Annotated in this window: 20 protein-coding genes; 9 read left to right on the top strand and 11 right to left on the bottom strand. The window is 63.2% G+C overall.

Annotated elements, in window-relative coordinates:
* Nucleotides 1-122: 122 nt before the first annotated feature.
* Genes ACM62R_RS00210 through ACM62R_RS00195 form a run of 4 tightly spaced genes read right to left on the bottom strand, consistent with a single transcriptional unit; the run spans nt 123 to nt 2858 of the window.
* A complete protein-coding gene (locus tag ACM62R_RS00210) occupies nt 123-905 on the bottom strand; it encodes an SDR family oxidoreductase (RefSeq protein ID WP_415182051.1) in 783 nt (260 codons plus the stop codon).
* Entirely contained in the window at nt 902-1855 is a 954-nt protein-coding gene (locus tag ACM62R_RS00205) for a calcium/sodium antiporter (RefSeq protein WP_415182050.1), read from the bottom strand. Before ACM62R_RS00205 ends, ACM62R_RS00210 begins: the two co-directional genes overlap by 4 nt.
* A 3-nt stretch (nt 1856-1858) precedes the next feature.
* The gene (locus ACM62R_RS00200) at nt 1859-2038 is read right to left on the bottom strand and encodes a hypothetical protein (protein WP_415182049.1); all 180 of its coding nucleotides are present in this window, start codon (nt 2036-2038) and stop codon (nt 1859-1861) included.
* Between the two features lies 1 nt (nt 2039).
* A complete protein-coding gene (locus ACM62R_RS00195) occupies nt 2040-2858 on the bottom strand; it encodes a S49 family peptidase (protein WP_415182111.1) in 819 nt (272 codons plus the stop codon).
* 159 nt (nt 2859-3017) lie between these two features.
* Here ACM62R_RS00195 and ACM62R_RS00190 point away from each other — a divergent pair, with 159 nt between their 5' ends.
* From ACM62R_RS00190 to ACM62R_RS00165, 6 genes are all read left to right on the top strand, one after another.
* Nucleotides 3018-3890: a LysR family transcriptional regulator gene (locus ACM62R_RS00190; RefSeq protein ID WP_415182048.1), complete on the top strand. Its 873-nt coding sequence runs from the start codon at nt 3018-3020 to the stop codon at nt 3888-3890.
* Between the two features lie 89 nt (nt 3891-3979).
* A complete protein-coding gene (locus tag ACM62R_RS00185; protein WP_415182047.1) occupies nt 3980-4441 on the top strand; it encodes a formate dehydrogenase subunit gamma in 462 nt (153 codons plus the stop codon).
* Nucleotides 4438-5964 carry a formate dehydrogenase beta subunit gene (locus ACM62R_RS00180; protein WP_415182046.1) on the top strand — a complete coding sequence of 509 codons (1527 nt, stop codon included), beginning with the start codon at nt 4438-4440 and terminating at the stop codon, nt 5962-5964. The genes ACM62R_RS00185 and ACM62R_RS00180 overlap by 4 nt, the downstream gene beginning before the upstream one ends.
* Nucleotides 5961-8828: a formate dehydrogenase subunit alpha gene (gene fdhF / locus ACM62R_RS00175; protein WP_415182045.1), complete on the top strand. Its 2868-nt coding sequence runs from the start codon at nt 5961-5963 to the stop codon at nt 8826-8828. The genes ACM62R_RS00180 and fdhF overlap by 4 nt, the downstream gene beginning before the upstream one ends.
* Nucleotides 8825-9631 (top strand): formate dehydrogenase accessory sulfurtransferase FdhD, encoded by an 807-nt coding sequence (gene fdhD / locus ACM62R_RS00170; RefSeq protein WP_415182044.1) that lies wholly within the window; start codon nt 8825-8827, stop codon nt 9629-9631. Before fdhF ends, fdhD begins: the two co-directional genes overlap by 4 nt.
* Nucleotides 9628-9861 carry a formate dehydrogenase subunit delta gene (locus tag ACM62R_RS00165; protein WP_415182043.1) on the top strand — a complete coding sequence of 78 codons (234 nt, stop codon included), beginning with the start codon at nt 9628-9630 and terminating at the stop codon, nt 9859-9861. The genes fdhD and ACM62R_RS00165 overlap by 4 nt, the downstream gene beginning before the upstream one ends.
* Nucleotides 9862-9974: 113 nt before the next feature.
* On the opposite strand, the gene ACM62R_RS00160 is transcribed toward ACM62R_RS00165, so the two are convergent.
* The 3 genes from ACM62R_RS00160 to ubiA form a co-directional block, all read right to left on the bottom strand.
* Nucleotides 9975-10304 carry a hypothetical protein gene (locus ACM62R_RS00160; protein WP_415182042.1) on the bottom strand — a complete coding sequence of 110 codons (330 nt, stop codon included), beginning with the start codon at nt 10302-10304 and terminating at the stop codon, nt 9975-9977.
* Nucleotides 10305-10323: 19 nt separating this feature from the next.
* Nucleotides 10324-12300, bottom strand: coding sequence for an OmpA family protein (locus tag ACM62R_RS00155; RefSeq protein ID WP_415182041.1), 1977 nt, complete (start codon nt 12298-12300; stop codon nt 10324-10326).
* Between the two features lie 84 nt (nt 12301-12384).
* Nucleotides 12385-13368 (bottom strand): 4-hydroxybenzoate octaprenyltransferase, encoded by a 984-nt coding sequence (gene ubiA / locus ACM62R_RS00150; RefSeq protein WP_415182110.1) that lies wholly within the window; start codon nt 13366-13368, stop codon nt 12385-12387.
* Nucleotides 13369-13380: 12 nt separating this feature from the next.
* On the opposite strand from ubiA, the gene ACM62R_RS00145 reads away from it, so the two are divergent.
* Genes ACM62R_RS00145 through ACM62R_RS00135 form a run of 3 tightly spaced genes read left to right on the top strand, consistent with a single transcriptional unit; the run spans nt 13381 to nt 16039 of the window.
* Nucleotides 13381-14106 carry a 16S rRNA (uracil(1498)-N(3))-methyltransferase gene (locus tag ACM62R_RS00145; RefSeq protein WP_415182040.1) on the top strand — a complete coding sequence of 242 codons (726 nt, stop codon included), beginning with the start codon at nt 13381-13383 and terminating at the stop codon, nt 14104-14106.
* Nucleotides 14076-14621 carry a hypothetical protein gene (locus ACM62R_RS00140; RefSeq protein ID WP_415182039.1) on the top strand — a complete coding sequence of 182 codons (546 nt, stop codon included), beginning with the start codon at nt 14076-14078 and terminating at the stop codon, nt 14619-14621. The genes ACM62R_RS00145 and ACM62R_RS00140 overlap by 31 nt, the downstream gene beginning before the upstream one ends.
* 56 nt (nt 14622-14677) lie before the next feature.
* The gene (locus ACM62R_RS00135; RefSeq protein WP_415182038.1) at nt 14678-16039 is read left to right on the top strand and encodes a glutamate--cysteine ligase; all 1362 of its coding nucleotides are present in this window, start codon (nt 14678-14680) and stop codon (nt 16037-16039) included.
* A gap of 24 nt (nt 16040-16063) precedes the next feature.
* On the opposite strand, the gene plsY is transcribed toward ACM62R_RS00135, so the two are convergent.
* From plsY to ACM62R_RS00115, 4 genes are read right to left on the bottom strand one after another with little or no spacing between them, the layout of a single operon-like run.
* Nucleotides 16064-16672, bottom strand: coding sequence for a glycerol-3-phosphate 1-O-acyltransferase PlsY (gene plsY / locus ACM62R_RS00130; protein ID WP_415182037.1), 609 nt, complete (start codon nt 16670-16672; stop codon nt 16064-16066).
* Nucleotides 16673-17959, bottom strand: coding sequence for a dihydroorotase (gene pyrC / locus ACM62R_RS00125; protein WP_415182036.1), 1287 nt, complete (start codon nt 17957-17959; stop codon nt 16673-16675).
* 40 nt (nt 17960-17999) lie between these two features.
* Complete coding sequence (locus tag ACM62R_RS00120) at nt 18000-18485, bottom strand: hypothetical protein (protein WP_415182035.1); 486 nt, start codon at nt 18483-18485, stop codon at nt 18000-18002.
* Nucleotides 18478-19443 (bottom strand): aspartate carbamoyltransferase catalytic subunit, encoded by a 966-nt coding sequence (locus ACM62R_RS00115; RefSeq protein ID WP_415182034.1) that lies wholly within the window; start codon nt 19441-19443, stop codon nt 18478-18480. The genes ACM62R_RS00120 and ACM62R_RS00115 overlap by 8 nt, the downstream gene beginning before the upstream one ends.
* Nucleotides 19444-19450 lie beyond the last annotated feature (7 nt).

Below are 19450 nucleotides of genomic sequence, written 5' to 3'. Positions count from 1 at the left end.
GAAATATATATGAAAGTATTTCGACAAATAGCAAGCGATTGAAACCATTGGCAGATTCATGACGGTTTTGTGACCTGTTTCGGCATGGTGGACAAGTTGCCGCACGGCATGAAGTTGAAACCTTATTCAACCCCTAAAACGTCTGGTGTTTTCCAGCCAAGATGTTGTCCACCATCCACGCACAATAGCTGTCCGGTGACGGAATTGGCGTCCAGAAAGTAGCCCAATGCGGCGCAAATCCCCTCGGCGTCGGCGCCGCGTTCAAGAATGGTTGCAGCGCGTTGCCGGGCAAAGTGTTCTGCCGACTGGCGGGCGCCTTGCATGGTGGGGCCGGGGCCGATGGCATTGACCCGAACAGCCGGGGCCAGTGCCTGCGCGGCGGTGCGGGTCAGCGCCCAGAGGCCCATCTTGGCAAGGGTGTAGGTCATGAACTCGGGCGTCGGTTTCAACACCCTTTGATCCAGCATGTTGATAATCAGCGCGCGTGCCAGCGGTTCAGGGTCAGCGCGGTCAGGGTCAGGCGCCTGCGCGGCAAAGGTCTGGGTCAGCACGAAAGGCGCGCGCAGATTGCTTTCCATATGCCGATCCCAGGACAGACGGTTGGCAGATTGCAGGTTGTCATATTCGAATATCGAGGCGTTGTTGATCAGCACCGTGAGCGGTCCGCCCAGTTCCTGCGCGGCGCGCGCGACCAGCGTTTCGGTTTCCGCCTCTATCAGCAGGTCAGCGTGCAGTGCGGCGGCACTGACCCCCAGCGCGCGCGCGGCCTCAACCGTCGCTTTGGCGTCGTCGGCGGAACTGGCGTAGTGGATCGCCACATCATAACCCCGTCCGGCCAGATAGAGTGCCATCGCCCGGCCCAGCCGCTTTGCCCCGCCGGTAATCAGGGCGCGCCCCTTCGTCATGCACCGGCCCCGCTCATCAATGCGACCACATAGGCCGCGTAAAGCCCGACAAACCCAAACCCTACCGTGCGACGGAACGGCAGGTGATAAAAGATGAACGGTGCAATCAGCAGCGTCACGCCCAGCATCACCCACAGATCCAGCCGCAGCATCTGGGCGGGCACCGCCATTGGCCCGACCAGCCCGGCAATGCCGATGATGCACAGAAGGTTGAAGATATTGGACCCGACGACATTGCCCAACGCCACATCCGCCCGGCCCTTTACCGCCGCCGTGATCGAGGTGGCAAGCTCGGGCAGCGAGGTGCCAACGGCCACCAGCGTCAGCCCGATCACGGCCTCGGAAATGCCGTAGGCGCGGGCGATATCGGTTGCACCATCCACCAGAAAGTCGGCGCCCAGCGGCAGGCCGACAAGGCCCAACCCCACGAAAAACGCGATTCTGGTCCAGCGCATGTGAAGGTCGGCACCCTCCAGCGGGGTATCTTCGCGCTCGGCGCGATGGGCCAGCGCATCAGTGATCTGGTCCCACAGCATCAGCGTCAGCGCCGCCAAAAGCACCAGCGCATCGCCCCATCCGATCGGTCCCAGAAAGCAGATGGCAATGAACAAAAGCGCCGTGGCCAGCATCGTCAGATAGCTTTTGCGCATGTCATGTTCATCAGTGCGGATGACAGCGATGATCGCCGGCAGGCCAAGCACCAGCAGTATATTGGCGGTATTCGAGCCCACCACATTGCCAAGCGCAATGCCCGGCACCCCGTCCAGCACGGCCGTGACCGAAACCATCAACTCTGGTGCCGAGGTGCCAAATGCCACGACCGTCAGCCCGACGATCAGCGCCGGAATACCCAGTCGGAGCGACATGTTCACCGCCCCGCGCACCAGAAAGTCGCCCGCTACAACCAGCAGCGCCAACCCGGCGGCAATTTCGAACAGATCCCAGATCACAGATTACCGCCTCTTGTCTTTTGCGTGGCAGGGGCAAGGCCCTTTCCCGATTCTGGGGCGGCCGCAGGACGGGCATTTGCCCGGCAGTGCCGGACGGTGCGGCAGGCCCGGAAGCCGTAGCTTGCCAAACATCGCCAGCGCGGCCATGACGGCCAGAAAGATGATCATGCCTTTGATCAGCATGTCATAGCCCGTAACGCGCCCAAAGCGCGCGCTCCTCGGCCAGATCCAAGGCAGAGGTCAGCGCGCCTTCGGCCAGTGCCTGCACCCCGAAACGGCGAAGCCATGGGCGGCGCTGGCCATAGGCGAGCATCCGCACCTTGTTGCCGTAAAGCGATTTCAGTTTCGGAACCAGATGCGCGATACCGTCTATAAGCCCCAGATCGGCGGCCTCGACCCCGGTCCACACATCACCGGTAAAGAGATCGCGGTCAGTCGTTAGCCGCGCCGCCCGGCGCGAGGTAATCCAGTTCTTGAAGGTCAGGTGCATCGGCTCCAGCAGTTTGTGCAGCCGCTCCACATCTTCGGGCTTTTCGGGGCGGAAGGGGTCCATGAAACTTTTTGCGCCGCCTGCGGTGTGAACGCGCCGCTCGATCCCGTGACGGTCGATCAGACCCGCAAAGCCGAAACCCGCCGAGATGACCCCGACCGACCCCACAATCGAGGTGGCATCTGCCCAGATCTCATCGGCGGCGCAAGCCAGCCAATATCCACCCGATGCCGCGATATCCTCGACAAAGGCGTGGGTCGCAACGCCGGTTTCTTCCGAGAGGCGGCGGATCCGCGCCGCGATCAATGACGATTGCACCGGAGAGCCACCGGGAGAGTTGATGACCAGCGCCACCGCCGCCGGACGCCCCCGGCGAAAGGCACGCTCGATCAGCGGGGCCAAGGCCGCATCCGAAAGGCCAGTGGCCCCCGGCCGGGTGGCGCCGATTGTGCCATGAAGGCGGATCACCGAGACCAGAGGCGGTTTTTTGGCGAACGGGTTGAGGCGTTTGATATCCATGCGAGCGCATGTAAGCCGCAGAGGGCGGGCAAACAAGCGTCATGGCAGGAAAATCGGCGGGGGCAGGAGCCTCCGGCGGGAGTATTTTGGCCAAACAAAAGCCGGGCCATTTTTCGGGGTGTGTCGGCGCGTGAAGGGTTTTAAGGTTTGGGCATGATCGACAAGTTGGAAATGTTCATTGCACTGGCGCGCGAGGGTCACTTTGGCCGCGCCGCCGAGACGTATGGGGTGACGCAGCCGTCGCTGTCATCTGCCATTCGCGCGCTGGAAGATCAGTTGGGGGTGCAACTGGTCTGGCGCGGGTCGCGCTATCAGGGGCTGACGCCGGAAGGGCAACGGGTGTTGGAGTGGGCGCGGCGGATCGTGTCGGATGCGCGCACGATGCGCCAAGAGATGCGCGCTGCACGCCATGGGGTCGCGGGCGATTTGCGGTTGGGGGTGATTCCGACGGCGTTGACGCGGGTGTCGCGGTTGACGGGCCCTTATCTGGCGCGCAATCCGGGGGTGCGGATCTCGATTATGTCGCACACCTCGACCGAGATCCGCGAGGGCTTGGAAGCGTTGCAGCTGGATGCGGGGATCACCTATCTGGAGACCGAGCCTTTGGGTCGGATGCGCGAGGTTCCGCTATGGACCGAACGCTACCGGCTGTTGGAGCGGGGCACCGACGCCACACCTATCGGTTGGGCAGAGGCGGCGAAACGGCCGTTGTGCCTGCTGACGCCAGACATGCAAAACCGCCGTTTGGTCAATGCGCATCTGGCCGAGGCCGGGGTGACGGTGACCGCGCGGGTGCAATCCAATTCGACGATCGCGCTGTTGGCGCATGTGGCGAGCGGGGGTTGGGCGGCGATTCTGGCCGAGGCGCTGACCGAGGGTTTCGCGTTGCCGCCCGGCTGCGTGACGCGGCCCCTTGTGGCGCCCGAGGCCAGCCACCGTGTGGGGCTGATTGCGCTGGAGCGTGACCCCTATACGCCCAGTCTTTTGGCTTTATTGGATGAGGCGCGGCGAATAGCCGAAGATTGATAGGCTGTGGCTATCAAGTAACGATATATGTGAATTGATTTCCCTATCATACCGCCCTACCTCAGACATGGCCAACCGGGAGGAGAGCGATGACAGAAGCGGCAACAGCCGAGCGTGTGGATGCGATTTTAAGGGCGCATCAGGGGCTTGAGGGTCCGCTTTTGCCGATCTTGCATGCGGTGCAGGCCGAATTTGGCCTGATTCCAGCAGCGGCAGTGGCGCCTATTGCAAAGGCGCTGACCCTGACAAGGGCCGAAGTTGAGGGTGTTATCAGCTTTTATCACGACTTTCGCCGTGTCCCGGCCGGTCGCCATGTGATCAAACTGTGCCGTGCCGAGGCGTGTCAGTCGATGGGGGGGGCGGCCACGCTGGCCCGGATGGAGGCGGCCTTGGGCCTGAAGATTGGCCAGACGCGGGCCGATGTGACGCTGGAGGCGGTCTATTGCCTTGGGCTTTGCGCCTGCGCGCCCGCAGCGATGGTAGACGGGCGGTTGATCGGACGGTTGGATGACGCCAAGGTGGCGGAAATTGCGGCAGAGGTGAGCGCATGAAAATTTACGTTCCCGCAGATGCCGCTGCCCGTGCGTTGGGCGCCGATGCCGTTGTTCAGGCGATCACCGATGAGGCTGCGCGCCGGGGCCTTTCGCCCCGGATCATCCGCAACGGAAGCCGCGGTATGATCTGGCTGGAGCCGCTGGTAGAGCTGGAAACAGCCGAAGGTCGCGTTGCGTTTGGCCCTTTTGTGCCGGGCGATGCGGCGGCGCTGTTTGAGACGCCCGAGGCGCATCCAAAGGCGTTGGGCCTGACCGAGGAAATCCCCTATCTCAAACGCCAGACGCGGCTGACCTTTGCGCGCGTGGGGGTGATAGAGCCCACCGCACTGGCCGATTATGAAGCGCATGGCGGTCTGGTGGGGCTGCGCAAGGCGCTGAGCATGACGGGCGAGCAGATCCTGGATGTGGTGACGCAATCGGGCCTGAGGGGGCGCGGTGGTGCGGGCTTTCCGACCGGGATCAAGTGGAAGACGGTGGCGAACGCGCCGGCCGATCAGAAGTATATCGTTTGTAATGCCGATGAGGGTGACAGTGGCACCTTTGCCGACCGGATGTTGATGGAAGGCGATCCGCTGAGCCTGATCGAGGGCATGGTGATTGCGGGCATCGGTTGCGGTGCGACGAGAGGCTATGTCTATATCCGGTCGGAATACCCCGATGCGATAGCGGTGATGAACCGGGCCGTGGCTACGGCGCGCGATGCGGGGCTGCTGGGGGATGCGGTCCTGGGGTCGGGCTTTGCCTTTGATATTGAGGTGCGGGTGGGCGCGGGCGCCTATGTCTGCGGCGAGGAAACCAGCCTGTTGAACAGCCTTGAAGGCCAGCGCGGCGTGGTGCGGGCCAAGCCCCCGTTGCCCGCGCTGGAAGGCTTTATGGGCAAGCCGACGGTGGTCAACAACGTGCTGAGTCTGGCCACGGTGCCAGTGATTTTCGCGCGCGGGGCAGAGTATTACCGCGATTTTGGCATTGGCCGGTCACGCGGCACGATGCCCCTGCAAATTGCTGGAAATGTGCAATTCGGCGGGCTGTTTGAAACGGCTTTTGGCCTGAGCCTGGGTGAAATTGTCAATGACATCGGCGGCGGCACTGCCACCGGGCGCCCGGTGAAGGCGGTTCAGGTGGGCGGCCCGCTGGGGGCTTATTTTCCCCCTTCGATGTTCGACACGCCCTTTGGATATGAAGAGTTCGGCGCGAAAGAGGGGCTGATCGGCCACGCCGGGATCGTCGTTTTTGACGACAACACCGACATGCTGGCGATGGCCCGCTTTGCGATGGAGTTTTGCGCAATCGAGTCCTGTGGCAAATGCACGCCGTGCCGGATCGGGTCGGTGCGCGGCGCCGAGACGCTTGACCGGATTGCCGCGGGGGACGCTACCGCGGTGCCGCTGCTAAAGGATCTTTGCCAGACAATGAAGCTGGGGTCGCTCTGCGCGTTGGGGGGCTTTACGCCCTACCCGGTGCTATCGGCGTTAACCCATTTTCCGGATGACTTTGCCTGCCACAAGGAGGCTGCGGAATGAAGGATTTCATCATCCCGATCAAGGATAAAGGCACCCCCGCACGGCAAGGCGCGCCCGTCACGCTGATGGTTGACGGGTTCAGCGTTACGGTTCCGGCGGGGACGTCGGTGATGCGGGCGGCGGCCGAGGCGGGGATCTCGGTCCCGAAGCTATGCGCCTCGGATATGTTGGAGCCGATTGGGTCGTGTCGGCTGTGTCTGGTGGAAATCGACGGGGTGCGCGGCACGCCCGCGTCATGCACAACGCCGGTGGCGCCGGGCATGGTGGTGCATACCCAGACGCCGCAGTTGAAAACCCTGCGGCGTGGCGTGATGGAACTTTACATCTCGGATCATCCGCTGGATTGCCTGACCTGCGCGGCCAATGGCGACTGCGAATTGCAGGATATGGCCGGGGCCGTGGGCCTGCGCGATATGCGCTACGCGCCCGGTGAAAACCACTTTGAGGTGCGCGGCCCCGAAGGGGACAACCCCGCCTGGCAACCAAAGGATGAAAGCAACCCTTATTTCACCTTTGATCCCACCAAATGCATTGTCTGCATGCGCTGCGTGCGCGCCTGCGAAGAGGTGCAGGGCACCTTTGCGCTGACGATTGACGGGCGCGGCTTTGACTCAACCGTGTCGACCGGCACCGAGAATTTTCTCAATTCCGACTGCGTGTCCTGCGGCGCCTGCGTGCAGGCCTGCCCCACCGCCTCGCTTATCGAAAACTCGGTCATCGAGATCGGCACCCCCGAGCGCAGCATCATTACCACCTGTGCCTATTGCGGTGTCGGCTGCAACTTTGAGGCGCAGATGCGCGGTGATGAGCTGATCCGCATGGTGCCCTGGAAAGAGGGCAAGGCCAACCACGGCCATTCCTGCGTCAAGGGTCGCTTTGCCTGGGGCTATGCCCAGCATAAGGAACGGATATTGAAGCCGATGGTGCGCGACAGCATCACCGACCCTTGGCGTGTGGTTACTTACCCCGAGGCGATCGGTTTCGCCGCTGACCGTTTGCGCGCGATTCAGGCGCGCGATGGGGTGGATGCGATCGGGGTCCTGACCTCATCGCGCTGCACCAATGAAGAAACGTTTCTGGTGCAGAAACTGGCCCGTGCCGTCTTTGGCAACAACAACACCGATACTTGCGCGCGGGTCTGCCATTCGCCCACCGGTTATGGATTGAAACAGACTTTCGGCACATCGGCAGGCACCCAGGATTTCGACTCGGTCGAGCAAACCGATGTGGCGGTTGTGATCGGTGCCAACCCAACGGATGCCCACCCGGTTTTTGCCAGCCGGCTGCGTAAGCGGCTGCGCGAAGGCACCAAGCTGATCGTGATTGACCCGCGCCGGATTGACCTACTGGAAACGCCGCATATTGGGCCGGCATGGCATCTGGGTCTGCGGCCCGGCACCAATGTGGCCGTTTTGACCGCGATGGCCCATGTGATCGTGACCGAAGGGCTATACGACGAAGCCTTCATTCGCGCGCGCTGCGATTGGGACGAATTCAGCGATTATATGGACTTTGCCGCCGACCCCGCCCATTCCCCCGAAGCGACCGAGGCAATGACCACCGTTCCCGCCGAAACGCTGCGGGCCGCGGCGCGGGTTTACGCGACAAATGGAAATGGCGCGATCTACTACGGGCTGGGTGTGACCGAACATTCGCAAGGCTCGACCACCGTCATGGCAATTGCCAACCTTGCGATGATGACCGGCAATATCGGGCGCCCCGGCGTGGGGGTGAACCCATTGCGCGGGCAAAACAACGTGCAAGGGTCGTGTGATATGGGCAGCTTCCCGCATGAACTGCCGGGGTATCGCCATGTTTCGGACGACACTGCCCGCGGCATATTTGAGGCCGCCTGGGGTGTGCCCCTGTCGGATGAGCCGGGCCTGCGCGTCAACAACATGCTGGATGCGGCTGTGGCTGGCAGTTTCAAAGGGATTTACATTCAGGGCGAAGACATCATGCAATCTGACCCCGATACCCGGCATGTCGCGGCGGGTCTGGCGGCGATGGATTGTGTGATCGTCCAAGATCTGTTCCTGAACGAAACCGCAGATTTCGCGCATGTGTTCCTGCCCGGTTCAACCTTTTTGGAAAAGGACGGCACCTTTACCAATGCCGAACGTCGCATCAACCCGGTGCGCCGGGTGATGGCGCCGAAAAACGGCTATGCCGATTGGGAGCTGACTCAGCTTTTGGCCAATGCGATGGGCGCCGATTGGGCCTACACCCACCCGCGTGAGGTGATGGCCGAAATCGCCGCCACCACGCCGGGTTTTGCCAATGTCACCTATCAGATGCTGGACGAGCGCGGCTCGGTTCAGTGGCCGTGCAACGATAACGCCCCCGATGGCAGCCCGATCATGCATGTCGACGGTTTTGTGCGCGGCAAGGGCAGGTTCATCCGCACCGATTATGTGGCAACCGAGGAACGCACTGGCCCGCGCTTTCCGCTGCTGCTGACCACCGGGCGGATTTTGTCGCAATATAACGTCGGCGCACAGACCCGGCGCACCGAAAACAGCACATGGCACCCCGAGGATCTGCTGGAAATCCACCCCCATGACGCAGAGGTGCGCGGCATCAAGGACGGCGGCTGGGTGCGCCTCGCCTCGCGCGTGGGCGATACGTCCTTGCGTGCCACCGTCACCGAACGGGTTGCGCCGGGTGTCGTTTATACGACGTTCCACCACCCGGCGACGCAGGCCAATGTGGTCACCACCGACAATTCCGACTGGGCCACCAACTGTCCCGAATACAAGGTAACGGCGGTGCAGGTCGCCCCGTCGAATGGCCCGACGGAATGGCAGACCGATTCCGCCGCCCGCAGTGATGCGGCGCGCCGGATCCTGTCCGTTGCAGAATGAGGGCGCTTTGGTCCTCGCGCTCTGCGCGCCGCTACGCGCGGGGGTTCAGCGATGCGGGCGGCGCACTGGCCGAAGAGGTGCCGGTCGCGCTGGTCTATGATGGCACAACGCAGGCCGTGATGATGGCCAGCCCCGGCGATCTGGAAGAGTTCGTCACCGGTTTTGCGCTGACCGAAGGTCTGGTGCGGACCCTGGACGAAATCACCGCAATCGAGATTGTCGATCAGCCCAAAGGCATCGAGGCGCGCGCCTGGCTGGTGCCGGGGTCGGCGTCGCGGCTGGCGGCGCGGCAGCGTGGCATGGTTGGCCCGTTGGGTTGCGGGCTTTGCGGTATCGACAGTCTGGAACAGGCGCTACGCGCTTTGCCGCCCGTGCCGCGTGGCACGGCATTGTCGCCCCGGGCCCCCGCGCAGGCCATGGCCGCGCTGGCGACTGCCCAGCCGCTGCAAGACGCCACCCGCGCCGCCCATGCCGCCGGTTTCTGGCACCCCGAACGGGGCCTTGTCATCCTGCGCGAAGATGTGGGCCGCCATAATGCGCTTGATAAACTTGCCGGTGCGTTGGCGCAGGCCGGCATCGCGCCGGCGACCGGCGCACTGGTGATGACCTCGCGCTTGTCGGTCGATCTGGTGCAAAAGGCGGCAATGATTGGTGCGCCGGTGCTGATCGGGGCGTCTGCCCCCACCGCCCTTGCCGTGACCGAAGCCGAGGCCGCCGGCCTGACCCTGATCGCCCGCGCGCGCGGCGAGACCTACGAAATCCATTCCCACCCTGACCGGATCGACGCAAAGGACATCCAATGAGCGCAGACAAGCTGGTCCGAATGGCCAACCAGATCGCCGGGTTCTTTGCGACCCAGCCGGGTGACGCAGGCGCGGCCTCTGTCGGCGGTCACATCAACGATAATTGGGCGCCGCCCATGCGGCTGGAGTTGCTTGATCTTATCGTCAGACAAGACGCCGATTTGCACCCGTTGGTCATTGCTGCGGCAAGCCATATCCGCAAACCGAAACCCGCAGCCACCAGCGGCTGACCGGGGCGGGGCCGCAGCATTCATTCCGATCAGGACTTGCGGCTGCCTTCCCAACATCGGCGTTCGGGGCAGGTGTTCTCGTTTCGCAATCGCGCCGTGCCCTGCACGCGGCGTCAGCGGTCCGCGTTCATCCGCTCAATATAGCCGCGCAGTTCCTCTGCCTCGTGGCGGGCATCGCGCAACCCGTCCATCGCGGCACGTTGTTCGGCCTCGGTCTGGCTGATCTGGTTCATCAATTCCGCTTCGCGTTGTTCGATGTAAGCCATTGCCTGATCGCGGGTTTCTTCGGCCTCATGCAGGGCCTGGGCCATTTGCTCCAGCTCGCCCATATCGGCACGGGTGACGCGGGTCAGGCGATGTATCAGCCACGACGCGAACCACCCCAGGCAAAATGTGACAAACAGGGTGATTGCCGTGGCGAAGACAAATTCGGTTCGGTTCATACTTGGTCCTTGTCACCCTTTATTCGGTTTGCGCCGGGGTCTGATCCGCAGCGTCGGGCCGGGGCGTGGGGCGTTTGGTTTCGTCATCTGCGGGCTGCGCCTCAATTACGATGTCATCTTCAGGGGTGGCTTCGGGCGCGGTGGCCGCGGGGGTATCCGCCGGTTCGGCGCTATCGTCAGATGGTGCGGGTGCCGTCTGCTCGATCGGGGTGGCGTCCAGCAGGACAAACTCGATCCGGCGGTTCGCCTCGCGGCCCTCTTCGGTGCGGTTGTCCGCGATAGGCTGGCCTTCGCCGTAGCCCTTGGCCTCAAGATTGCCAATCAGAACCCGGCGCTGCATCAGCGCGTCGATCACGGCTTTTGCGCGGTCTTGTGACAGTTCCTGATTGAACTCCTCGCTGCCCTGACTATCCGTATGACCGGCAAGCTCCATGCGGAAATCGGCGCAGTTTTTCATCAGCACGGCCAGTTCATCCAGCGTGGCGGCCGCGTCATCCGCGATCACCGAGGAATTGGGGTCAAAGGTGATTTTCGCGGCGGCCAGAACCGCATTCAGTTTGGCCACACATTCCGGCCCGGTGGGCAGGCCCAGCACCGGGTCCAGCCGCTTGTCGTAGCGCACCGAAAGATCCATCCGCGTGTTTTCCCCGACCCGCGCCGACAAGATCCGCGCCACCTCGTCCGAGGCGTTGGGGTTGCCGCTGACCCCGCTGAGGCGGATCAGGTCGGGTTGCACCGTTACCTTGCCCTCATTCACCTGATCCAGCGCCTCCAGCGCGGCCAGAACCCGCACTGGCCAACCGGCGGGCAGGGTCTTGTCGATCCGCGTGGCCCCCAGAACGGCGTCATGGCCAAACTCGGCACGGGCAAAGTTTTCGACCGCTTCGCGTTCGCGTTCATCGGTCAGGCGGCCGCGCAGCTGGACCTTGCCTTTTTCAGTCAGGGTTGCGGAAAACTCGGGTGGGCCTTCTGCGGCGCTGGTCGGTTTGCGCGTCAGTTCGGCCTTCAGCGAAAACACTTCGGGCAGGTTCGATTCCAGTTCACCCACGACCTGATCAAACGTCGCTTGGCTGACGCTGTCGGCGGCAATCAGCGAAATATCGGCATCGGAATAGGTGATTGACCCGGCCCCCAATTCCTTGATCGCGCGCAGGCCCATGGTCACGGCATCGCCCCAGCCGGGGCTGGGCACGCCCATCCCCACGGTGCAGCCCTGCGCGCCTTGGGCACCTGCGTCGCGGGCGGCGGCCAGTATCTTGTCGCGGGCACGGTCCGTATCGGCCGAACAGGCATCAAAGCGGGCGCCCTCATCGTCGATCAAAAAGCGCAGGGTAAACGGGGTGATAACCGGTCGCGGCGCGGAAATATCCAGCGTGACGCGCAAGGCGCGGGGGGTGCGGCGCCTGAGATCGGTTTCGATCCGCGATTTTTCGGTGACGCTATCGGTGATGGCAGTAATCGAAACCCGCCCCGGCGCGACTGAGATTTTTGACCGGGGTAGTGTTTTCAGCGCCGATATTCCGAAATCCAGCGCCTGTTGCCACGCGCCCGGCACGGGGTAATCGGCGCTTTCCAGCATGTCGGTGACCACGCCATCAGCGGCAACCTGTTTCAGCAGCGTCAAAAGCGCCTCTCGGTCCGTATCCGCCGGCACCAGCCCGATCAAGGAAATCCCGTCGTCATTGCGCAGCAGTTCCAGCGAAAACACTGGCGCGTCGATTGCCTTGGCTGCCTCGACATCCGCGGCATCGACGATCCGGCTGGAATCGACGATGGAGCCAACCAGCGTCACGGCACGAAAACGCGCCGCCTCGGATGGCGCCGTGCCCAGCAGATTGACCTGTAGCCCGTCAGTCTCGACCCGCGCCCAGGAATGGCCTGCGGTGTTCAGCGCCGCCTGCACGTCATTGCGCGACCGCTTTTCGATGACGGTGGCAGAGCCGCCGGCAACCAGCGCCGACAGCACTAGCGCCAGAGAAAATGCCGCGAAAGTCATGATCTTGGGTCCAAAACGCATGTGACGCGTGGCCTTTGTCAGTTGGTTTCGCCTGTTCTTACGGCGCGCGTGCGCCCGGATCAATCAGACCAGCGCCGCACCGGCAAGAAATAGCGCAACGATCAGGCCAGTGTCGCGGCTTGTGCGAAACAGCGCAAGACACGTCTCGGGGTTGTCGATATCCAATCGCCGAAGCTGCCACAGCATGTGCCAGCCAAAGGCCCAGGGCGCCACCAACGCCATTACCAGTTTCAACGGCCCCGCGCCGGGCAACAGCGCCAACAGCACCGCCAACGTCATCAGCGCGACCGCACCCAGCAAAAACCAGCTCAGCCAGCGCGCCGTTTGCTGCCCAAACAGTCGCGCGGTGGATTTGACGCCAATCAACGCGTCGTCCTCCTTATCCTGATGGGCGTAGATCGTATCGTAAAACAGCGTCCAGACAATGCCCGCGCCATAAAGCGCCACGGGCGCCAGCGAAACGCTACCGGTATGGGCAGCCCAGGCCAGCAGCGCGCCCCAGTTGAACGCGAGGCCCAAAAACACCTGCGGCCACCAGGTGAACCGCTTGGCAAAGGGATAGATCACGACCAGCGCCAGCGACCCCACGCCCAAACCGATTGCCACCCAGTTGAAGGTCAGCAGGATCAGCCCCGCCAGCGCGGCCTGCACGGCCATCCAGACCACAGCGCCCCGCACCGTAACCTGGCCCGACGGGATCGGCCGTGACCGGGTTCGCGCTACGCTGCCATCAATATGGCGGTCGGTGATGTCGTTCCAGGTGCAGCCCGCGCCACGCATCAAAAATGCCCCCAGCGTTGACCCCAGCGCGATCCACAGGTCAAACAGCTGGGGCGCGTCGGCAGCGGCGGCCAGCGCCACGCCCCACCAGCACGGCAATAGCAATAGCCAGGTGCCAATCGGCCGATCGGCACGGCTTAGCCGCAGCCAGGGGCGGCTCCAGGCGGGGGCCAGACGGTCCACCCAATTGCCTTTGGGCGCATCTGCAACGCGCCCTTGGGTGTTTGGGTGCTGCGGATGCTCTGGCATTTCGTTTGCCCCGGTCATAAGTTCTGCCTCATGGAACGCGCAAAAATCAGACTTCATGTAGAGCACCCTTTGGGGCAGGGGCAAGCCGTGCCGCTGACAGAGGCGCAGGCGCATTACCTTTTTGGGGTGATGCGGCTGGCACCGGGGGCATTGGTTGCGCTGTTCAACGGCCGCGATGGGGAATGGAGCGCAAAAGTTGAACGCGCTGCAAAACGGGGGGGCGATCTGATCTGTCAGGCGCAGACCGCGCCGCAAACCACGCCGCCCGACCTGTGGCTGATCTTTGCGCCGGTCAAAAAGGCGCGCACCGATTTCATCGTGGAAAAAGCGGTAGAGCTGGGGGTGGCGCGGCTTGTCCCGGTGCAGACCGAGTTCACAAATTCTGACCGTATCCGCCCCGACAAACAGCGCCTTCACGCCGTTGAGGCGGCCGAGCAATGTGGCGCAACCTTTGTGCCCGACGTGGCGGGTCTGGTGCCGCTGCCAAAGCTGCTGGCAGGTTGGGACGAAAGCCGCCGCATCCTGTGGGCTGACGAATCGCTGGCCGGTCCGGCGCAGGTTCTGTCGGGCCTGCCGCCGGGGCCCTGGGCCATTTTGATTGGCCCCGAAGGCGGGTTTTCCGCAGCCGAGGCCGCGCGCCTGCGCGCCGCCCCCTTCGTGACACCGGTCAGCCTTGGCCCACGCATCCTGCGCGCTGAAACCGCAGCACTTGCCGCGTTGGTGTTGTGGCAAACCGCGCTTGGGGATTGGAGTTGACCCTGCTGCGCCCCGAGGCGCTGGCCACGCTGGCCCGTTGGCGCGAGGTGATGGCGGCGCTGGGTGCCTTTGGCGTGGCGGTCTGGTTGTTTCGGCTTGGGGGCTACATTCTGGCGCCGATGGGCGCTCTTTTGGGTGTTGCCGCCCTTGGCTGGGTGATTATCGCACTGCGACGGATACGTTTTTCCCGGCCGGTCAACGCGCCGGGGCTGGTCGAGGTGGACGAAGGCCAGATCGGTTATTTTGGCGCGGGTCTGGGCATTGGCGGTTATGTCGCGCTGCGGGATTTGGTGGAAATCCGGCTGCTGCGCCTGCGCGGTTCGCTTTACTGGCGGCTAAAGCAGAGCGACGGGCAGGCGGTATTGATACCCGTGGCGGCGGCAGGCGCGCCTGCGCTATATGATGCGTTTGCCACTTTGCCCGGTATTGATATGGGCCGGCTGACCGCCGCGCTTGACCGGCGCACCCCCGCGCAAAGCTTGTGGCAAAGACCGGACGCTTCGGCCTTGACTTGAGCGCGCGCCCGCGCCACCTGTGTGATCCTTGACCCGCAGTGAACGGAGCCCTGCCCATGTCTATTCCCCAACTGGGCGGTGGCCCCATTGAGCAGGTATCGCAATTGGCCGAATATATGGCCGAGGGTGAAAAGCCCAAGGCTGATTGGCGTATCGGCACCGAGCACGAAAAATTCGGCTACTGCACGGATTCCCTTAACCCCTTGCCCTATGATGGCCCGCGTTCGATCCGTGCAATGCTGGAAGGTTTGCGCGACCGCTTTGGCTGGGCGCCGGTGTTGGAGCAGGACAAAATCATCGGCCTGACGCAGAACGGCGCAAACGTCAGCCTGGAACCGGGGGGCCAGTTGGAACTGTCGGGCGCGCCTATGGAAACATTGCATCAGGTGCGCGCCGAACTGGACCAGCACCTGCTTGAAGTTGCCGCAGTGGCCGAAGGCATTGGCGCGGGTTTTGTCGGTCTTGGGGCGGCGCCGATCTGGACGCATGAACAGATGCCGATGATGCCCAAGGGCCGCTATCGGCTGATGACGGACTATATGAGCAAGGTCGGCACGCTGGGCACGCAGATGATGTATCGCACCTGCACGGTGCAGGTGAATCTGGACTTCGCGTCCGAGGCCGACATGGTGCAAAAGCTGCGCGTCAGCCTGGCGCTTCAACCGGTGGCAACGGCGCTGTTTGCCAATTCGCCCTTCCTGGAGGGTAAGCCAAATGGCTTTAAATCCTGGCGCTCGCGGATCTGGCGTGACCTTGACGCGGCCCGTACCGGCCTGCTGCCCTTCGCCTTTGAAGACGGCATGGGGTATCAGCGTTACGTTGACTATGTGCTTGATGTTCCTATGTATTTTGTCTATCGCGATGGCAAGTATATTGACGCGCTGGGCCAGTCCTTCCGTGATTTCCTGAACGGCAAGCTGCCCGCGCTACCCGGTGAAGTGCCCACCCTGTCGGATTGGGCCGATCATATGACCACCGTTTTCCCCGAAGCGCGGGTCAAGAAATTCCTGGAGATGCGTGGTGCCGACGCTGGCGATCGGGCGCATCTGATGGCGCTGCCGGCGCTTTGGACCGGGCTTTTGTATGACCAGTCGGCGCTGGATGCCGCCTGGGATCTGGTCAAGGGCTGGGATGCCGAAACCCGCGAGGCGCTGCGCGTTGCCGCGTCAAAACAAGCCCTTCAGGCCGAGGTCGGTGATTTGCGCATGATCGACCTTGCCCGCGAGGTGGTCGAGATTGCCCGCGGTGGACTGGTCGCCCGCGCCGGGCTTTCGCCCGAAGGCGACGAAAGCGCCTATTTGGAGGTTCTGGCCGAAAGCGCCGCGACAGGCTGGGTGCCCGCCGATGTGCTGCTAGAGCGCTATCATGGCGAGTGGGACGGCGATCTGACCCGGATCTACAGCGCGATGTGCTACTGACGGCGGTCCGGTATGGGCCGAAAGTTAGCCTCTTTTGCCGATTCTGGGTTCGGTTCCGGCGATGATGCGCGTGATATTGGCGTGGTGGCGCAGAAAGATGAGGGCCGCCAGAATCGTGCATAGCAGGGTTATTTCGCCGCGACCCATTGCCCATGCCAGCGGCACCGATGCCGCCGCCGCGACCAGCGCAGATAGCGACGATATCCGGCTGAGGTAAGCGGTAACCAGCCAGGTGGCACAGGCGGCAAGCCCCACGGGCCAGGCCAGCGCCAGCACCGTGCCCAGAAAGGTCGCGACGCCTTTTCCACCCTTGAACCCCAACCAGACCGGGTAAAGATGGCCAAGGAACGCGGCGGCACCCGCAATCTGCGCCGCGTCTTCGCCAAGGGCGGCGCGGGCGATCAATGCGGCAACGGCACCCTTCGCGCCGTCCAGCACCAGCGTTGCGGCGGCGGCGCGTTTATTGCCGGTGCGCAACACGTTGGTGGCGCCGATATTGCCCGACCCGATGGCACGCAGATCGCCCAGACCCATTGCCTTGGTGATGACCACGCCAAAGGGGATAGCGCCCAAAAGATACCCCAGCACCGCCACCAGCACCAAAAGTACTGCGCTATGTTCAATGATCGGCATTCAGGCCACGGTCCCCTTGTTGTCATATATCTGCACGCCGGCCACAAAGGTGGCAAGCACCTTGCCCTCCATCCGCTGGCCGTCAAACGGGGTGTTCTTGGATTTTGAGTGCAGCTTAAAACGGTCCAGCAGGAACGGCGCATCGGGGTCGAACAGCACCAGATCGGCGGGCGCGCCTTCTGACAGGCGGCCTTGCGGCAAGCCAAGCCGGCGCGCGGGGTTCAGCGCCATTGCACGAAACAGCTGCGGCAGGGTTAGCGCGCCGGCATGGTAAAGACGCATCGCGGCGGGCAGGAAGGTTTCCAGCGCAACCGCACCTGCCGCGGCCTCTTCAAAGGGCAGGCGTTTGCTTTCTTCGTCCGCCGGGGTGTGCATCGAGCAGATCACGTCGATCAACCCGTCACCCACCGCCGCCAGCACCGCCACCCGGTCATCCTCGGATCGTAGAGGTGGCGTCATTTTGAAGAAGGTGCGGTAATCGCCCACGTCCAGCTCATTCAAGGTGAGGTGGTGGATTGAAATCCCGGCCGTCACATCCAGCCCGTTTTTCTTGGCGCGTGCCAGTGCGGGCAGGCTGCGGGCGGTGGTGATCTGGTCGGCGTGATAGCGCACGCCGGTCATCTCAACCAGCGCAAGATCACGGTCCAGCGCCATGCGTTCGGCCATGGGCGACACCCCCGGCAGCCCACGCAATGACGCGAACTTGCCCGAGGTAACAGCCGCCCCCGCCGAGAGACCCGGGTCTTGTGGATGGGCCACGACCAGCGCGCCAAGGCCCTGCGCATAGGTCAGCGCGCGCGACAAGGGTTTGGTTTGGGTCGCGACATGGTCACAATCGGTAAAGGCAATCGCGCCGGCATCCAGCAAAAAGCTGATCTCGGTCATTTCGCGGCCTTCGCGGCCCTTGGTTAGCGCGGCCATGTGGTGGATGCGCACGGGCGCGGACCCGGCGGCGCGGCGGGTGACGAACTCCAGCGCCTCGGGCGTGTCGATGGCGGGTAGGGTATCGGGGCGGGCGATAATCGTGGTCACGCCGCCTGCCGCGGCTGCCAGCCCCGCCGAGCGGAAGGATTCGCGGTGCCTCTCGCCGGGTTCCCCGATCTTGACACCCCAGTCAACGATGCCGGGGGCAAGGCATTTGCCGTGACAGTCGATTATCGCCGCGTCAGCAGGCGCCGACATATCGCCAATGGCGGCGATCAGGCCGTTGTCCACGATGACATTGCCCAGATGTTGGGTCAGCGCCTCGGGGTCGATCAGGCGGGCGTTTTCAAAAAATAGGGTCATGTCGCTGTCCGATGATAAGGCGCAAGCTGGGCGTTTGCGGTCATTTTGCCACCATGGCGCGCGCATCGCGCGCCTGAAGGATGGTTGTCACCACGGCGTCTGAATCGGCCAGATGTTTCAGCAAATGTTTCTGCCCGCTTTTGGTGACAATTTGCACATCGCCCAGCAGTTTGCGCGCGGTCAGCAATTCCAACAGCATCACATTGCGGCCTTGCGGGCCGATCAGGCGGCGGTCGGTCAGCTGCCAGCGGCGGGCAAACTGCTCTGAGGCAAGGTAGGCGCCACGCAGGAATATGGCCACGATCACCGCGGGCACCGCAATCGGGATCTGCCCGGCCTTGCCAAACAGCGGCAGGATCAGCAACACAGCCGCCGCGCCGATGCCGGCCATTGCCGCGTGATCAGTCCAATAGCGGCGGCGATCACTGGCGAAAACGGCCAGAACCGGTTCGTCCATCTCGACCGGCAGTTCCGATTGTGGGCCGGGGCGGTAGTTCATGACCGCGTCGCGTTCCATTTCAGACATAGGTATCCCCGCTAAGGGCGCGGCCGCGTTCGGCGCGCAGGTTGCGGGCCAGAAGGTCCATGCAGGCCATCCGCACGGCCACCCCCATTTCGACCTGCTCCTGAATCACGGATCGGTGGATGTCATCGGCCAGTTCACCGTCAATTTCCACACCCCGGTTCATCGGGCCGGGGTGCATGACGATGGCGTCAGGTTTGGCGTGGCGCAGCTTTTCGGGGTCGAGCCCATAGCGGTGGTAATATTCGCGCTCGGACGGGATAAAGCCGCCGTCCATCCGTTCGCGTTGTAGCCGCAGCATCATCACCACATCGGCGCCTTCCAGCCCCTTTGCCATATCGTCGAAAATCTCGCAGCCAAATTCACCCACGCCAGAGGGCATAAGCGTGGGGGGCGCGATCAGGCGCACGCGGTTTTCCATTTTGCCCAGCAATATCAGATTGCTGCGTGCCACCCGGCTGTGCGTGATATCGCCACAGATGGCGACGGTCAGCCGCTGGATCCGGCCCTTGGCGCGGCGGATCGTCAGCGCATCCAATAGCGCCTGTGTGGGGTGTTCATGCTTGCCGTCGCCCGCGTTCACCACCGCGCAATTCACCTTTTCGGCCAGCAGATTGACCGCGCCCGAACTGCCGTGCCGCACCACCAGCAGATCGGGATGCATTGCGTTCAGCGTCATCGCTGTGTCAATCAGCGTTTCGCCCTTCTTCACCGAAGAATGCGCCATTGCCATGTTCATCACATCGGCCCCCAGCCGCTTTCCGGCCAGCTCAAAACTGGCCTGCGTGCGGGTCGAGTTTTCAAAGAACATGTTGATCTGGGTCAGCCCGGCCAGCGCATCGGTGCGTTTGACCGTCCGGCGGTTCAGGTCAACGTATTGATCGGCAAGGTCCAGAACCGTGCGGATTTCCTCAGGGGAGAGGTGCTCGATCCCCAAAAGGTGCCTTGCGCGGAATGTCATCGCGGCC

The sequence above is a fragment of the Phaeovulum sp. genome (assembly GCF_047638075.1).
GTDB lineage: Bacteria > Pseudomonadota > Alphaproteobacteria > Rhodobacterales > Rhodobacteraceae > UBA6197.
Note: the sequence above shows the minus strand (reverse complement) of the source record. Positions and strands in the feature narration are given on the sequence as shown.

What these genes read in the sequence shown, in the direction of transcription:
- ACM62R_RS00210 (WP_415182051.1), bottom strand. Translation starts at nt 905, where the DNA reads ATGACGAAGGGGCGCGCCCTGATTACCGGCGGGGCAAAGCGGCTGGGC.
- pyrC (WP_415182036.1), bottom strand. Translation starts at nt 17,959, where the DNA reads ATGACCCTATTTTTTGAAAACGCCCGCCTGATCGACCCCGAGGCGCTG.
- plsY (WP_415182037.1), bottom strand. Translation starts at nt 16,672, where the DNA reads ATGCCGATCATTGAACATAGCGCAGTACTTTTGGTGCTGGTGGCGGTG.
- ACM62R_RS00145 (WP_415182040.1), top strand. Translation starts at nt 13,381, where the DNA reads ATGGAACGCGCAAAAATCAGACTTCATGTAGAGCACCCTTTGGGGCAG.
- fdhF (WP_415182045.1), top strand. Translation starts at nt 5,961, where the DNA reads ATGAAGGATTTCATCATCCCGATCAAGGATAAAGGCACCCCCGCACGG.
- ubiA (WP_415182110.1), bottom strand. Translation starts at nt 13,368, where the DNA reads ATGACCGGGGCAAACGAAATGCCAGAGCATCCGCAGCACCCAAACACC.
- fdhD (WP_415182044.1), top strand. Translation starts at nt 8,825, where the DNA reads ATGAGGGCGCTTTGGTCCTCGCGCTCTGCGCGCCGCTACGCGCGGGGG.
- ACM62R_RS00180 (WP_415182046.1), top strand. Translation starts at nt 4,438, where the DNA reads ATGAAAATTTACGTTCCCGCAGATGCCGCTGCCCGTGCGTTGGGCGCC.
- ACM62R_RS00165 (WP_415182043.1), top strand. Translation starts at nt 9,628, where the DNA reads ATGAGCGCAGACAAGCTGGTCCGAATGGCCAACCAGATCGCCGGGTTC.
- ACM62R_RS00160 (WP_415182042.1), bottom strand. Translation starts at nt 10,304, where the DNA reads ATGAACCGAACCGAATTTGTCTTCGCCACGGCAATCACCCTGTTTGTC.
- ACM62R_RS00115 (WP_415182034.1), bottom strand. Translation starts at nt 19,443, where the DNA reads ATGACATTCCGCGCAAGGCACCTTTTGGGGATCGAGCACCTCTCCCCT.
- ACM62R_RS00185 (WP_415182047.1), top strand. Translation starts at nt 3,980, where the DNA reads ATGACAGAAGCGGCAACAGCCGAGCGTGTGGATGCGATTTTAAGGGCG.
- ACM62R_RS00190 (WP_415182048.1), top strand. Translation starts at nt 3,018, where the DNA reads ATGATCGACAAGTTGGAAATGTTCATTGCACTGGCGCGCGAGGGTCAC.
- ACM62R_RS00155 (WP_415182041.1), bottom strand. Translation starts at nt 12,300, where the DNA reads ATGACTTTCGCGGCATTTTCTCTGGCGCTAGTGCTGTCGGCGCTGGTT.
- ACM62R_RS00120 (WP_415182035.1), bottom strand. Translation starts at nt 18,485, where the DNA reads ATGTCTGAAATGGAACGCGACGCGGTCATGAACTACCGCCCCGGCCCA.
- ACM62R_RS00135 (WP_415182038.1), top strand. Translation starts at nt 14,678, where the DNA reads ATGTCTATTCCCCAACTGGGCGGTGGCCCCATTGAGCAGGTATCGCAA.
- ACM62R_RS00200 (WP_415182049.1), bottom strand. Translation starts at nt 2,038, where the DNA reads ATGCTGATCAAAGGCATGATCATCTTTCTGGCCGTCATGGCCGCGCTG.